The following is a 14,035-nucleotide window of genomic DNA, read 5'->3' on the forward strand; positions in this document are numbered from 1 at the left end:
TGGTGCCGGCGTTCGCGTCGCGTCGCGACCGTTGGCGGCCTGCTGCTACAACGTCCTGTATGGGTGCGGAGCCGGACGTCACGGGGGCCCGGGACGGCCAGTCGATCCCCGGGCGGCGCGTCCTGGGGCAGCTCGGCGCGGTCTGGACGCTCGGGTCGGCGCTGCTGACCACTGCGATTCCCGCGTTGGCCCCGCTGCTCTTCGTCGGCTGGGGCGCGGTGCTGGTCGGGCTGCTGGTCGTGGTCGTCCTCGGCGTCGGGCTACTGCGCCTGATCGCCCGGTCCACGGCGTCCGTCACGGTCCTCGGCACCCGTCCCGGCCTCTGGGCGTTGCTGGTGCTCGTCGGTGGGCTGGCCCTGGCCCGGCTCGCCTGGCGCTGGACCGACGAGGTGGGGCTCGGCCTCAGCTCCGACGGGACGCTCACCCTGCTTCTGGGCGGCGTGCCGTACGTCCTCGTCGCCGGGCTGCTGCTGCGCGGGTGGCGACCGCGGCTCGCCGCCGGGCTCGCGCTGGTCGGCCTTCTGGGCCTTGGCCTGGTCGCGCTCGCCCGTTCCGGCCCGGACGAGGTCACCGAGCGGCTGCGGTACGCGACCCAGGACCACCGGACCGCGTACGTGGTCGAGGTTCCCGGATATCGCCCGGTCGATCCCGCCTACGGCGGCGCACTGGGTGGTGGGGAGTTCACGCCCGCCGATCTCGCCGCGGTGCCGCCGGCGCGCCACGTCAACGTGATCGCTGGCCCGATCGTCGGCGACGGGCTGGGGGAGTGTGGCCAGCCGCACCTCGACTCCGCCCCGACGGTCGAGAGTTGCGCCACCGAACCGGGTGGGGCGGTCTATCTTCGCGGGGTCGTCGAGCACGGATACCAGGTGACCCACGGCGACCGTGGCGTCGTCGTCCTCGGCTCGCTGGCCGTCGACCGCGACCTGCTGCGCCGCGCCACCCGCGCGCTACGCCCGGCGACCGCCGTCGATCTGCCCACCGAGGAACGGCCAGCCGACCTGTTCGTGGTCGACCTGCCGGGTTACCGGGCCCAGCCACTCGGCATCCCCCCGGGCGTGGGCTACGCCCCCGCCGACCACACCGGCGGTGCCGCCAGCGTGCGAGTGGCGCTGCACGTCACGTTCGCCGGGCAGGACCTGTGCTTCCAGGCCACCTGCACACCCGAGGGCCCCGGGCTCACGTACGTTCGGCGCGAGGACAGCCACGCGTACGTGCTCCGCCGGGGTGATGTGGACGTCGGTGTCACCGGCGGCGTCTCCGTCGACCGGTCGCTGCTGCGAGACGCGGCGCTGGCGGCCCGTCCCGCGAGTGAGGACGAACTGCTCCGAGCCCTGCCCCCGCCGCCCGACCGGGACCTGCTGGACCGGCTCCGGGCCTGGCTGCAGACCCGTACCTGACAACTGCGACCGCCCTGCGCCGATACCTGGCCGCGTACGCCGGCCCGTGCGCCAACCGGGTCCGTCGGCGGGGCGCGCCCTCGCCGACGGACCTCAGCGGACGACGGAGCCTACGGTTTGCGGGCGAGGAGCCCGACAAAGGTGTGATAGGTGTCGGTCTGCGCCGCAGCCGGTGCATCCGGCTCTGGGCGCCACTCGGCCAGCGGCACCAGCCCCGGCTCCAGCACGGTCAGCCCATCGGCGAACGAGAGGATCTCCTCGTCGGTGCGCCAGCGGCCGGTGCCCAGCGACTCGTTGAAGATCCGCTCGACCTCGCGGGCCTTGCGGGAGCCCTCCGGGTCTCGCTCGCCCGGGTCGCGGAAGTGCGAAATCGCCACGTAGCTGCCGGAGGGCAGTGCGTCGATCAACGCGGCGGCCACCGCTCGCGGGTCCTCGTCGTCACCGAGGTGGTGCAGGATCGCGAAGAGCAACAAACCGATCGGCCGGTCGAAGTCGAGGAACCGACGTACGTCCGGATGGTTGAGGATCGCCTCCGGCTCCCGGATGTCCGCCTGGATCACCGTCGCGGTGCCCTCCGCGGCGAGCAGGGCCCGTCCGTGTGTCAGGACGATCGGGTCATTGTCCACATACACCACCTGAGCCTTCGGGTTCTGCTCGGTGGCGACCTCGTGCACGTTGCCCTGGGTGGGCAGCCCCGATCCGATGTCGAGGAACTGGTCGATGCCCGCCTCGGCGACAAGGAAGCGGATCACCCGACGCAGGAAGGCCCTGTTCGCCTGGCCGGCTGCCGGCCCGTCCGGTGTGATCCGCAGGGCGTGCTCGGCGACCTTTCGGTCGACCTCGAAGTTGTCCTTGCCCCCCAGGAAGAAGTCATAGACCCGCGCCACGCTGGGAATGTTCGGGTCGATGCCGGGGGGTGACGCCTTGTCGCGGGTCACAGGAATCTCCATTCGATGGGGATGGCGCAGGCTGAGGTCTGCGGGCGGTGCCGGCGTTGCGGCGAGTGTAGCGATCGGGAGGGTTGAATTCCGCCCCGCCTGGTATCGCTCCCAGCGATCGTCCCCTCACCGGCGCACTCATCGAGCGACGCCGGGCAACCGCCTTCACAGCGGTACTCCGAGCAGATGGAACGCATGGCCAATCTGTGACCCCACGGCGAGCGGGAGGCCGACCTCCGGTCGGGCATCGCGAGTGCCTCCGGTATGGCCGAGGGTGTGCCGCTGACCATCGAACTGACGATCCGGGACCTCGCCAACGGCGGGAAGGCGTTCGCCGGCACCGCTGTCTACGTCTGGCACTGCGACCGCGCCGGCACTGCGTCTGGACGGTGAAGCCCTGCACGCCCGCCGGGTACGAGTCAACCGCGCAGCCGTACATGCTGGCGTTGTAGTACTGCATGTTCAGCCACCACAGCATCGTGGTGGCTGGGAAAGAAGCCAGGGATGTTCACCCTCTTTCCGGCCGCATGACGCTGGGCCTACCGGATCTTCCAAGATCTCTAGACTTGCCGCATGCCGGACACCACTGCGACCTGGCGCACCGTCGAAAATGATGTTGTGCGAGGGCGGCAACGCCTGATCTTCGTCCGTGAACGAGACCATTACGTTCTGACCACACTCTGCGTCTACGCGGACGGCGTCGTTGTCTGGCGGTGGAATCCGACCGACTTCGACGGCCTTCGTGCCGCATTTGAAGACGGCACCCTAACCTTGGCGCCGCCGGAGGACGCGAAGATCATCGTCACCGGCACCGCCGCCGGTCCGGCACAGCTGGCGTCCTGGCTGACACCGGAACTGGTTATCGGTGACCTCGTCGACGAGGTGGATCGGCTCAATGACCGGCCAGACTCTTCCGGACGCTGTTGGGACGCTCTGATCTCGTACGCTGCCGAGCCGAGCCCCGGCAACCTGGAAATCGTCCGTGAGCGGTACTTTGCGGTGCCCGAACACCGGCGGATCTACATGCTCGGCGACATGGACCAGAACGACGTGCCGGTGCGGATCCTGCTCGCCGCGTCGGGCGAGACGATCCCGGCCAGGCACCCGGACCATACGCTCTCCGTGACTCCTGAGATGCAGGAGCGGGCGCTGGAATACTTCCGCCGGAGCGAGCGTGCTGTCGCCGAGTCGCAGGAGCAGAACGCGGCGGATGGGCCGGAGACCGCGACCACGATTCCGCTGCGGCCTGGCGGCCACGTCTATCCGGACGGCTGGCCGGAACCGCCGGGTCTAGAGGTCCTGCAGATCGACTATCCGGCGCCAGTCGTGCACGGCGGCCAGGAGTATCCGACGGTCATGCACGCCTACTGGGCACTCTCGACCCACGATGCCGCTTGGCACGACCGTATCGCCTCCATTGAGCGCGGCCTTGACGCCCGGATCCTGGCCACCAACGCACCACGGCGGGACGACTGGCCTACGATCCGGCTCGGTGTGATGGCCGCGCTGCTTCGGGACAAGTTCGGCCGGCATCCGGCGATGGCGCAACAACTGGAGAAGACCGGCGATGCTCGGCTGCTCTACAACGATTGGGGATCGGGGTACTGGCACTCGGGCGGCGCCAACTGGTTGGGGCGGCTGCTGGAGCTGGTGCGATCAGAGCTGGCGGGCCGATAAGCGGATCAAGCCCGAATAGGGCCGAGGGCCTGTGAAGGTCCCGGGACGGCCGATAAACGAAATCACCGGCCCGGAAAGGTCTGGGCCGGCGATTCGGAGCGGAGTCGGTCAGCGGCCCTGCAGGCGCTTCACGTTGTCGCCGAAGGTCCACCCCTTCGACCCGTCCCAGTTCGCCGACCAGGTCATCAGGCCCTTGAGGCCGGGTACGGAGTTCCAGGCCTGCGTGACCAGCGACGTCGACATGTGGCCGCCGCCGGCCCCGATCTGTGCGGGCAGGCCAGGGACCTGCTTGTCGTACGGGACGCGGATGGTGGTGCCCTGGATGGTGAGGCCGTTGTTGAGGCACTGCGTCTGCACGGTGAAGCCCTGCACGGTGCCCGCCGGGTACGAGTCGCCGGCACAGCCGTACATGCTGCCGTTGTAGTACTGCATGTTCAGCCACCAGAGCCGGCCGTTGTCCACGTACTTTTTGATGATCGGCAGGTACGAGCCCCAGATCGAGCCGTAGACCACGCTGCCGCCGGTGACGTAGGCGGTCTCCGGTGCCATGGTCAGGCCGAAGTTCGACGGCATCCGTGCCAGCACGCCGTCGATGATCCGGATCAGGTTGGCCTGCGACGTCGACAGGGTGTTGATGTTGCCGCTGCCGGTCAGGCCGGTCTCGATGTCGATGTCGATGCCGTCGAAGTGGTAGGCGGTCAGGATCGGCACGATCGTCGCGATGAACCGGTCGGCGACCGCGCTGGAGCTCAGGTCGATGCCCGCGGCGGCACCGCCGATCGACATCAGGATGGTGGCGCCGGCCGCTTTGGCCTGGCACATCTCGGCCGGGGTGGCCACCTTGACGCCGGCGTCCATGCCGTTCTCCCAGAGGACCGTGCCGTCCGAGCGGATCACCGGGAAGGCCGCGTTGATCACGTTGTAGCCGTGCTGGTTGAGCCGGCTGTCGGTGATCGGGATCCAGCCGAGGCCAGGGTGTACGCCGTTGGAGGCGCCGTCCCAGTTCTCCCAGTAGCCCTGCAACACCTTGCCGGTGGGCCGCGACTTCACCGCGCAGGTCCCCCCGGTTGGCGGCGGCGTGGTGGGGGGAGGGGTGGTCGGTGGTGGGGTGGTGGGGGGAGGGGTCGTCGGTGGTGGCGTGGTGGGCGGCGGAGTGCTTCCCGAGCACGCGCCCAGGTCACGCCACAGCGAGGGGGTCGCGGCGGGGTTCCAGCCGGCGCCGGGGTGCGCGGTGTGGGTGACCAGCGCCTGGTAGAGCCGGCCGCCGTAGGTGACCTGGGCGCCCGCCTGGTAGGTGGTGCCCTCGGCCCAGGCCGGGGCGGTGCAGGCGACCATCGGGACGGCGGTGGCCGAGGACACGGCCGCCATGCTGCTGGGTACGAAGGCGACTGCGGCCGTGAGGGTCATCGCCGCCCCGGCTACCACTGCGAAAATCCGACGGCTTCTCATGGCTCACTCCCCAGGCTTCGTTGACCCGCGACCTCCACATATTGACGTTCGTGAAGTTTAATATCAAGGGTTGTTTACAGATCCCGGGAAGTTGGGGGAGTGCCGATCTGCTACGAAGAGGACGTGTCCGACCCGACGAGTTCTGCTGGTGCCACGTCCCTGGAGACTCCGCGACTGCTTCTGCGCCGCTGGCGAGGCGATGATCTGGACGCGCTCGCCGCGGTCAACGCGCAGCCCGAGGTGATGCGCTACATCCATGATGGGCACACGCTGGACCGGGCCGCGACCGCAAAGCGTCTGGCCAACTATCAGCGGCACTGGGACGAGCACGGCTTCGGCCTGTATGCGGTGGAGATCAAGGAGACCGGCGAGGTGGCCGGTTTCACCGGACTGGCGGTGCCGACCTTCCTACCCGAGATCATGCCGGCCGTGGAGATCGGCTGGCGGCTCGGCCGCGCGTACTGGGGCCGGGGTCTGGCCACCGAGGCGGCCCAGGCCGTTGTCGCCCACACTCGGGCCGAGCTGGACCTGCGGCGGCTGGTCAGCATCCACATCGTCGGCAACGAGTCGTCCGCCCGGGTGATGGTCAAGCTGGGCATGTCGCTGGAGCGCGAGACCGTGCAGCCGGACACCGGCCGCCAGGTCCGGGTGTACGCCATGGACCTGTAGGACGGAACGCGTCGGTGGTGTCGGGCCTGCCGACGCGGCGGTGCACCCCGGGTCGCCGGGCGGTGGAGCCGGTCGACCGTCGCCGAACCATGCTCGTCGACGGCCGACCAGTCCTTGCGAAACAGGGCCTAGCTTCGACCGCGGCTGGCGACTCGACGGAGGGCCAGATAGCCGATCCCTGCGGCCAGCACCCAGGGTGCGGCGACGAGGACCGGGTCGAGCAGTTGGTGTACGCGGTCGACCCGCTTGCCGCGCAGCCGTGACGGGAGACCGTGGTGGGTGAATTCACTCAGGACGCCGGTCTCGGTGACGGGGTTGTCGGGATGGCGGCTCAGGAACGAAGCGAAGGTGCTCTCGACCGCGTCCACCCGGTCGGCGGCGAGCAGGAGCAGCCAGTGGGCGGCGCGTCCCTCGCTGTAGGTGCGGTAGGAGTATCGGCGGATCAGCCCGGAGAGCCCCTTGGGTGGGCACGAGGTGCCGAAGACCGGGGTGAGGAACTTGTGTTCGATCGACCTCTCCCTCGGCCACTTCTCAGGCTGCCGTTCGGGGAACTCCCAGTGCGCACCGTTGAGAGTCGGGTCGAACCGCTCCTTCGGCACCGAAGGCCGGTCCTTCGGGTCGAGGTCGACGCCCCACCCGGGGATACGCGCACGCAGCTCGTCGCTGGATTCGGCCAGTTTCGGCTTGTCGGCTGTGTAGGGCATGGTCGGTCTCCCGGTCCGGTCAGGCGGCGTTCGGAACGATCAGCGGCTTGATGCAGCCGTCGAGCTTGGCGGAGAAGATGTGGTACGCCTCGGCGATGTGTTCCAGCGGGATCCGGTGGGTAACGATGTCACTGGGCTTGAGGTGGCCGTTGCGGATGTGCTCGAACAGGCGCGGCCACTGACGCTTCACCGGGCACTGGTTCATCCGCAGAGTCAGACCCTTGTTCAGCGCGTCGCCGAACTTCACGGCGCTGAACATCGGCCCGTACGCGCCCATCACCGAGATGTTGCCGCCCTTGCGGACCGAGTCGATCGCCCAGTTGAGGGCGACCGGGGAGCCACCCTGCAGCTTCAGCTTCGCGGCAGTGACGTGCTGCAGGAGGTTGCCGTCCGCCTCGGCTCCGACGGCGTCGATGGCCACGTCGGCGCCCAGGTGGCCGGTGATCTTCTTCAGGTGCACGACGATGTCGTCGTACTCGCCGAAGTTGTAGGTCTCGGCGTGGGCGAACGCCGCCGCCTTCTCCAGCCGATAGTCGAGGTGATCGATGACGATGACCCGGCCGGCACCCATCAGCCAGGCCGACTTCGCGGCGTACAGACCCACGGGTCCGGCACCGAAGACCACGACCACGTCACCCTCGACGATGTCGCCGAGCTGGGCCCCGAAGTAGCCGGTGGCGAGCGCGTCGGTGAGCAGGACGGCGTCGTCGTCGTCCATCCACTCGGGGATCACACTCGGGCCGACGTCGGCGAACGGCACCCGGACGTACTCCGCCTGACCGCCGTCGTAGCCGCCGCAGGTGTGCGAGTAACCGTAGATGCCGCCGACGGCGGTGGCGTTGGGGTTGACGTTGTGGCAGTTGCTGAACAGACCTCGGGCGCAGAAGAAGCACGACCCGCAGTAGACGTTGAAGGGCACCATGACCCTGTCACCCGGCCGGACGTTACGCACCGACGGACCGACCTCGTCGACCACGCCGACGAACTCGTGACCGAAGGTCATCCCGACCCGGGTGTCGGGCATCATTCCGTGGTAGAGGTGCAGGTCAGACCCACAGATAGCCGCACGCGTCACCTTGATGATCGCGTCGTTGGGATGCTCGATGGCGGGGCGGTCCTTCTCCTCCACGCGCAGGCGGTAGGGACCGCGGTAGACCATTGCTCGCATTGGCTGCCTCCTGGACCGAAGGGGTGGCGGATGTGTCGGCCCGGGTTCCGTCCGGAGCACTGCGAAATCGGTACCCCCGTCCTCTGCCCACAAACCGGCGCCGCGATGAGCTCAACGCCGCCGGCTCAGGCCGGGGCGACGACGACCGGTGGCAGAACTCCGCCAACCGTTCTAGGCTCTCCTGTGGGTCAAGCCACGTGCCCGACACGATCCCGGATTCCGGGAGGTCCGCACGTGACCGACGACCCAGCAACCGCAGCGGCCGCGAAGGCCCACCTGATGTCCATTGATGCAGGTGTGCGAGGGCTGACGCCCGTCCTGGTCCAGGCACTGTGCGGTCCCCACGCGGGGGGTCGCGACAACGCCCACCTCGGACAGCGGAGGAAGCCCATGATCACCACCTCGACGAGTCGGCCCGCGCCGACGTACAGCCTGGCTGACCGCTGCACCGCGCCTGAATCGCCAGCCAGTCACCTCCTCACCGTGATGATCGCGCTGCCGGCTGACCACCCGTCCAGGCCCGCCGCCCGGGCCCGCGCCATCGAGGCCTGGCTCCCGCTGGCCAATCACCTCGCCCGGCGTTACTGCGGCCGGGGCGAGCCGAGCGACGACCTGACCCAGACGGCGGCACTGGGGCTGATCAACGCGATCGACAGGTTCGACCCGTCGCGTGAGATCGAATTCGCCAACTACGCGATCCCCACGATCGTGGGGGAGATCAAGCGCCATTTCCGTGACCGCACCTGGGACGTCCGTGTTCCCCGGCGCCTGCAGGAGCGGCGCATGGCCATCGCCGAGGCCAACAACACCCTCTCCCAGTTGCTGGGCCGCTCGCCGACCGTCACCGACGTCGCGCGACATCTGGACCTCACGGAGGAGGAGATCCTCGAAGGGCTGGAAGGCGCCCGCGCCTACAACGCGGTCTCACTGTCCACTCCGATCGGCGATGGCACCACACACAGGGAGCTGGGCGACACCCTCGGTGGCGACGACAACGAGCTCGCCCTCGCCGAGCTGAGGGTGGCTCTCGGGTCGGCCCTCGCGCGCCTTGACGACCGGGAGCAGAAGGTCATCGCACTGCGCTTTCACGGCAACCTGACGCAGCAGGAGATCGCCGAGCAGGTCGGGGTGTCACAGATGCACGTCTCCCGGCTGCTGACCCGCGCGCTGACCAAGCTGAGGGTGCAGCTCGCTGCCACGCGTTAGGAGCGCCACTGCTCTGCGGCGGTCGGTGGAACTGGCCGCCGCAGGGCCGACGGCGCCCAGCCGGCACGGGACTAACAGGGCTGTTCGCCGCGTCAGTCGTCCCATCCGAGGCGTCGGGCAGCCGCCCGCCACGCCGCGGTGTCGCCGCGTGGCTCGTACCGCACGATCTGTTGGGTCTCGCGCAGCACGGACCGCAGTGACGCCAGGTCACCGCCGATCACGCCGAGGGCGCGGGCCTGCACCAGCGCGTTGCCCAGGGCGGTGGCCTCGACCGGCCCGGCGAGCACCGGCAGGCCGCAGGCGTCGGCGGTGAGCTGGCACAGCAGGTCGTTGCGGGCGCCACCGCCGACGACGTGTACGGCGTCGACGTGCCGACCCGAGAGCCGTTGCGCCTGCCAGACGGCGCGCCGGTGCGCCAGCGCGAGGCTGTCCAGGATGCACCGGACCGTGGCCGCCGGGCTGTCCGGCACGGGCTCACCGGTACGCGAACAGGCTCGGTTGATGCGTGCGGGCATGTCGCCGGGCGACAGGAAGGTGGGGTCGTCCGGGTCCACCACGGAGCGGAAGGCCGGCTCCTCGGCCGCCTGCCGGAGCAGGGCGGGCAGGTCCGTGGTGCCCCAGGTACGCAGCGACTCCTGCAACAGCCAGAGGCCCATCACGTTACGCAGGTAGCGGATCGTGCCGTCGACGCCGGATTCGTTGGTGAAGTTGGCCCGTCGGCTGGGCTCGCTGAGCACCGGGGCGTCCAGCTCGACCCCGACCAGGGACCAGGTGCCGCAGGAGATGTAGGCGAAGTGCCCATCGACCGCCGGCACGCCCACCACCGCGGAGGCCGTGTCGTGCGATCCCACCGCCATGACGTCGGGCGATCCGGGTAGGTCGAGCGCGGGCAGGACCGGGCCGATCCGGGTGCCCGGCTCGCGCAGCGGCGGGAACAGCTCGCTGCGGATCCCGGCGTCGGTCATCAGGTCGGTCGCCCAGGCGCGGCGACGCAGGTCGTACAGCTGGGTGGTGGAGGCGTTGGTGACTTCGGCGCCGACCTCACCGGTGAGCCAGTACGCGACGAGGTCCGGGATCAGCAGCAGGGTTTGCGCGGCCTCCAGCTGGGGTGTGCCGGCGGCGGCGGCGAGCTGGTAGAGGGTGTTGAAGGGCAGGTGTTGCAGCCCGGTCGTGGCATAGAGCCGCTCCGGTCCGAGCTGCTGCGCCACCCGGTCGTCGACGCCGTCGGTTCGTTCGTCGCGGTAGTGCACCGGGTTGCCGAGCAGAGCGCCGGTGGCGTCGAGCAGCCCGTAGTCGACCGCCCAGGTGTCGATGCCGATGCCGGCGACCGGGCCGGCAGCCCTGAGCCCTTCCAGCACACCCCGGTAGAGCGCCAGGATGTCCCAGTGCAGGGTGCCCGCGACCCGCACCGGTTCGTTGCGGAACCGGTGCGCCTCCACGAGCTCCAACCTCCCCGGCCCGACACGCGCGAGCATGACCCGACCGCTGGACGCGCCCACGTCCACGGCGGCCAGCCGCACGGCGGTCATCAGCGGAGGAAGGCCGCTGCGACACCGGCGTCCACCGGGACGTGCATGCCCGTGGTGTGCGACAGCTCGCCGCCGGTGAGCACGAAGACCGCGTTGGCGACGTGCTCGGGCAGCACCTCGCGCTTGAGCAGGGTGCGCTGGGCGTAGAACTCGCCCAGCTTCTCCTCCGGCACGCCGTAGACGGCCGCCCGCTGTGCACCCCATCCTCCGGCGAAGATCCCGGAGCCGCGGACCACCCCGTCCGGGTTGACACCGTTGACCCGGATGCCGTGGCCGCCCAGTTCGGCGGCGAGCAGCCGGACCTGGTGGGCCTGGTCGGCCTTCGCCGCACCGTAGGCCACGTTGTTCGGGCCGGCGAACAGGGAGTTCTTACTGGAGATGTAGACGATGTCGCCCCCCATCCCCTGCGCCAGCAGCACGCGTGCGGCCTCCCTGGAGACGAGGAACGAGCCCTTCGCCATCACGTCGTGCTGGATGTCCCAGTCGGCCTCGGTCGTCTCCAGCAACGACTTGGACAGCGACAGCCCGGCATTGTTGACGACCAGGTCCACCCCGCCGAAGGCCAGCACCGCCTCGCGCAGGGCAGCGGCCACGGCCTCACCGTCGCTGACGTCAGCCGCGACGGCAACTGCCACGTCGGTGGTGCCGATCTCCGCGGCGACGGTGGTGGCCGCCTGTGCGTCACGGTCGGCGACCACGACACAGGCGCCCTCCGCGGCGAGTCGGTGGGCGATCGCCCGGCCGATCCCGGAGCCACCGCCGGTGACGAACGCGACCCGCGTGGCGAGGGCCTTCGGCTTCGGCGTCCGCTGAAGTTTCGCCTCCTCCAGGGCCCAGTACTCGATCCGGAACTTCTCAGCCTCGTCGATGGGCGCGTAGCGCGACACGGCTTCCGCGCCACGCATCACGTTGATCGCGTTGACGTAGAACTCGCCAGCGACGCGGGCGGTCTGCTTGTTGGCGCCGAAGCTGAACATCCCCACACCGGGCACCAGGACCACGGCCGGATCGGCGCCCCGCATCGGCGGGCTGTCCGCGTCGGCGTGTCGCTCGTAGTAGGCGCGGTAGTCGTCGCGGTAGGCGCTGTGCAGCTCCCGAAGGCGGGCGATCACCTCCTCGACAGGCGCGGTGGGCGGCAGGTCGAGCACCATCGGGCGGACCTTGGTGCGCAGGAAGTGGTCCGGGCAGGAGGTGCCGAGGGCGGCGAGGGCGGGGTGCTTCTCCCGCGCCACGAAGTCGAGCACCACGTCACTGTCGGTGAAGTGGCCGACCTGCGGCCGGTCGGTGGACGCCAGGCCCCGCAGCACCGGGAACAGCGCCGCCGCTCGACGTCGGCGTTCGTCGGTAGGCAGCGGCTCGTAGCCGGCGATGACCGACCCGAGGGGCTCGGCGCGACCCCGCTCGTCGAGGTAAGCCTGCGCGGACCGGATGATCTCCAGCGAGTTGTGCTCGCACTCGTCGCTGGTCGCGCCCCAGGCGGTGATGCCGTGACCGCCGAGGATCACGCCGATCGCCTGCGGGTTGGCCCGAGCCACCGCGGCGATGTCCAGGCCGAGCTGGAAGCCGGGCCGCCGCCAGGGCACCCACAGCACCCGGTCACCGAAGATCTCCTTGGTCAGCTCCGGCCCGTCGGCGGCGGCAGCGATCGCGATACCGGCATCGGGGTGCAGGTGGTCGACGTGCGCGGCGTCGACGAGCCCGTGCATGGCGGTGTCGATGGACGGCGCGGCTCCGCCCCGGCCGTGCAGGCAGTAGTCGAACGCGGCGACCATCTCGTCCTCCCGCTCGATGCCGGGATAGACGTCGACGAGCGCGCGGAGCCGGTCCATCCGCAGAGCGGCCAGCCCGGACGGGGTGAGGGTGCCGAGGTCACCGCCGGAGCCCTTCACCCAGAGCAGCTCGACCGGGCCACCGGTGACCGGGTCGGTGGCCGCGCCCCTGGCGGAGGTGTTGCCCCCGGCGTAGTTCGTCGTGGTCGGGTCGGCGCCGAGCCGGTTGCTGCGCGCGATCAGCGCCTGAACCTCGGATTGCATGTCCTCACGTCCCCAGTCTGCGTTTCTCAAGCGTGGTCAGGCGCCCCAGCCGGCCTGCTGCCCGCCGGCGCGTTCGGCGCGGATCCTGTCGAAGTAGCCGGAGCGGGCGTACGCGGCCATCGGGTCCGGATCGAGCCCCAGATCCGTACGGAGTTCGGCGAGCAGCGGTCGGACGTCGGTGTTGTACGCGTCCATCAGCACGGCGTTGGCGGCGAGCACGTCACTGCTGCGCTGCGCGGCGGCCAGCGCGTCCGCGTCGACGAGCAACGCCTTCGCCGTCGCCTCCTGCACGTTGAGCACCGAGCGGATGATGGCCGGGATCTTCGCCTCGATGTTGTGGCACTGGTCGAGCATGAACGCGATGCCGGCCTCCGGCGCCAACGCGTCGCCCCGGACGATCTCGTACATGATCCGGAACAGCTGGAACGGGTCCGCGGAGCCGACCATCAGGTCGTCGTCGGCGTAGAAGCGCGAGTTGAAGTCGAACGCTCCGAGCTTCCCGGCGCGCAGCAGGAACGCCACAATGAACTCGATGTTCGTGCCCGGTGCGTGGTGCCCGGTGTCGATGACCACCTGGGCCTTCGGGCCGAGCTCCAGGCAGTGCGCGTACGCGGTGCCCCAGTCCGGCACGTCGGTGGCGTAGAAGGCCGGCTCGAACAGCTTGTACTCCAGCAGCAGCCGTTGGTCGTCGCCGAGCCGGTAGTAGGTTTCGCGTAGCGCCGTCGCGAGCCGGTCCTGCCGGGCGCGGATGTCGTCCTGCCCGGGGTAGTTGGTGCCGTCGGAGAACCATAGCTTCAGGTCGCGGGAACCGGTGCGGTCCATGATGTCGACACACTCGAGCAGGTGGTCGATGGCCTTGCGGCGCACCCCCGGATCCGGGTTGGTGACGCTGCCCAGCTTGTAGTCGTTGTCCTGGAAGACGTTGGCGTTGATCGCGCCCAGACCGACGCCGTGATCCCCGGCGAACGCGGCCAGGTCGGCGTAGTCGTCGACACGGTCCCACGGGATGTGCAACGCCACAGTGGGTGCGACGCCGGTGAGCTGGTGGACGATCCCCGCGTCCGCGACCTTCTCGTACGGGTTGCGCGGCACCCCCTCCTGCGGAAAGACCTTGAAGCGGGTCCCGGAGTTGGCGTACGCCCAGGATGGCGTCTCGATGCGCTGCGAGCGCAGAGCCAGCTTGACCCGTTCGAGGGTCCGCGCGTCGGGCTGCGTCATGATGTCTCTCCCGTCGGCTCCCCCGGTCGGTGCACGACGTGCCT

General features: G+C 69.8%; 12 protein-coding genes and 1 pseudogene. 5 read left to right on the forward strand and 8 right to left on the reverse strand.

All coding sequences use genetic code 11. The features are described 5' to 3' along the window. Positions 1 to 59 precede the first annotated feature (59 nt). Positions 60 to 1,400: a hypothetical protein gene (locus FBZ33_RS11055; RefSeq protein ID WP_141908952.1), complete on the forward strand. Its 1,341-nt coding sequence runs from the start codon at positions 60 to 62 to the stop codon at positions 1,398 to 1,400. A gap of 110 nt (positions 1,401 to 1,510) precedes the next feature. Here FBZ33_RS11055 and FBZ33_RS11060 read toward each other — a convergent pair whose 3' ends face one another. Beyond that, positions 1,511 to 2,350 carry an SAM-dependent methyltransferase gene (locus tag FBZ33_RS11060; RefSeq protein ID WP_255508807.1) on the reverse strand — a complete coding sequence of 280 codons (840 nt, stop codon included), beginning with the start codon at positions 2,348 to 2,350 and terminating at the stop codon, positions 1,511 to 1,513. 252 nt (positions 2,351 to 2,602) lie between these two features. Between FBZ33_RS11060 and FBZ33_RS33345 the strand changes: the two genes are divergently transcribed. Continuing rightward, positions 2,603 to 2,731 (forward strand): hypothetical protein, encoded by a 129-nt coding sequence (locus FBZ33_RS33345; protein ID WP_255508808.1) that lies wholly within the window; start codon positions 2,603 to 2,605, stop codon positions 2,729 to 2,731. Here FBZ33_RS33345 and FBZ33_RS33725 read toward each other — a convergent pair. Next, a pseudogene (locus FBZ33_RS33725) lies at positions 2,712 to 2,813 on the reverse strand (chitinase); the annotation flags it as partial. The gene FBZ33_RS33345 and the pseudogene FBZ33_RS33725 sit on opposite strands and share 20 nt — an antisense overlap. 98 nt (positions 2,814 to 2,911) lie before the next feature. Here FBZ33_RS33725 and FBZ33_RS11070 point away from each other — a divergent pair. Next, on the forward strand, positions 2,912 to 4,015 hold the full coding sequence (locus tag FBZ33_RS11070; RefSeq protein ID WP_141908954.1) for an NADAR family protein: 1,104 nt from the start codon (positions 2,912 to 2,914) through the stop codon (positions 4,013 to 4,015). Positions 4,016 to 4,123: 108 nt separating this feature from the next. On the opposite strand, the gene FBZ33_RS11075 is transcribed toward FBZ33_RS11070, so the two are convergent. Further along, complete coding sequence (locus FBZ33_RS11075) at positions 4,124 to 5,464, reverse strand: glycosyl hydrolase family 18 protein (RefSeq protein ID WP_141908955.1); 1,341 nt, start codon at positions 5,462 to 5,464, stop codon at positions 4,124 to 4,126. Positions 5,465 to 5,587: 123 nt separating this feature from the next. On the opposite strand from FBZ33_RS11075, the gene FBZ33_RS11080 reads away from it, so the two are divergent. Beyond that, positions 5,588 to 6,133 carry a GNAT family N-acetyltransferase gene (locus FBZ33_RS11080; RefSeq protein ID WP_255508809.1) on the forward strand — a complete coding sequence of 182 codons (546 nt, stop codon included), beginning with the start codon at positions 5,588 to 5,590 and terminating at the stop codon, positions 6,131 to 6,133. Between the two features lie 128 nt (positions 6,134 to 6,261). Here FBZ33_RS11080 and FBZ33_RS11085 read toward each other — a convergent pair whose 3' ends face one another. Both FBZ33_RS11085 and FBZ33_RS11090 read right to left on the reverse strand, forming a co-directional pair. Continuing rightward, positions 6,262 to 6,837, reverse strand: coding sequence for a hypothetical protein (locus FBZ33_RS11085; protein WP_141908956.1), 576 nt, complete (start codon positions 6,835 to 6,837; stop codon positions 6,262 to 6,264). Positions 6,838 to 6,856: 19 nt separating this feature from the next. Beyond that, positions 6,857 to 8,005, reverse strand: a complete 1,149-nt coding sequence (locus tag FBZ33_RS11090; protein ID WP_141908957.1) for a zinc-dependent alcohol dehydrogenase — start codon at positions 8,003 to 8,005, stop codon at positions 6,857 to 6,859. Positions 8,006 to 8,395: 390 nt separating this feature from the next. Between FBZ33_RS11090 and FBZ33_RS11095 the strand changes: the two genes are divergently transcribed. Next, the gene (locus FBZ33_RS11095) at positions 8,396 to 9,211 is read left to right on the forward strand and encodes a SigB/SigF/SigG family RNA polymerase sigma factor (RefSeq protein ID WP_141908958.1); all 816 of its coding nucleotides are present in this window, start codon (positions 8,396 to 8,398) and stop codon (positions 9,209 to 9,211) included. Between the two features lie 92 nt (positions 9,212 to 9,303). On the opposite strand, the gene FBZ33_RS11100 is transcribed toward FBZ33_RS11095, so the two are convergent. From FBZ33_RS11100 to rhaI, 3 genes are read right to left on the reverse strand one after another with little or no spacing between them, the layout of a single operon-like run. Beyond that, positions 9,304 to 10,740: a rhamnulokinase family protein gene (locus tag FBZ33_RS11100; protein ID WP_141908959.1), complete on the reverse strand. Its 1,437-nt coding sequence runs from the start codon at positions 10,738 to 10,740 to the stop codon at positions 9,304 to 9,306. Beyond that, positions 10,740 to 12,773, reverse strand: a complete 2,034-nt coding sequence (locus FBZ33_RS11105) for a bifunctional aldolase/short-chain dehydrogenase (protein ID WP_141908960.1) — start codon at positions 12,771 to 12,773, stop codon at positions 10,740 to 10,742. Before FBZ33_RS11105 ends, FBZ33_RS11100 begins: the two co-directional genes overlap by 1 nt. Before the next feature lie 36 nt (positions 12,774 to 12,809). Continuing rightward, positions 12,810 to 13,991, reverse strand: coding sequence for an L-rhamnose isomerase (gene rhaI, locus FBZ33_RS11110; RefSeq protein WP_141908961.1), 1,182 nt, complete (start codon positions 13,989 to 13,991; stop codon positions 12,810 to 12,812). Between the last annotated feature and the right edge of the window lie 44 nt (positions 13,992 to 14,035).

This window comes from Micromonospora sp. A202 (assembly GCF_006715105.1).
In the GTDB taxonomy this organism is placed as follows: Bacteria; Actinomycetota; Actinomycetes; order Mycobacteriales; family Micromonosporaceae; genus Micromonospora; species Micromonospora zamorensis.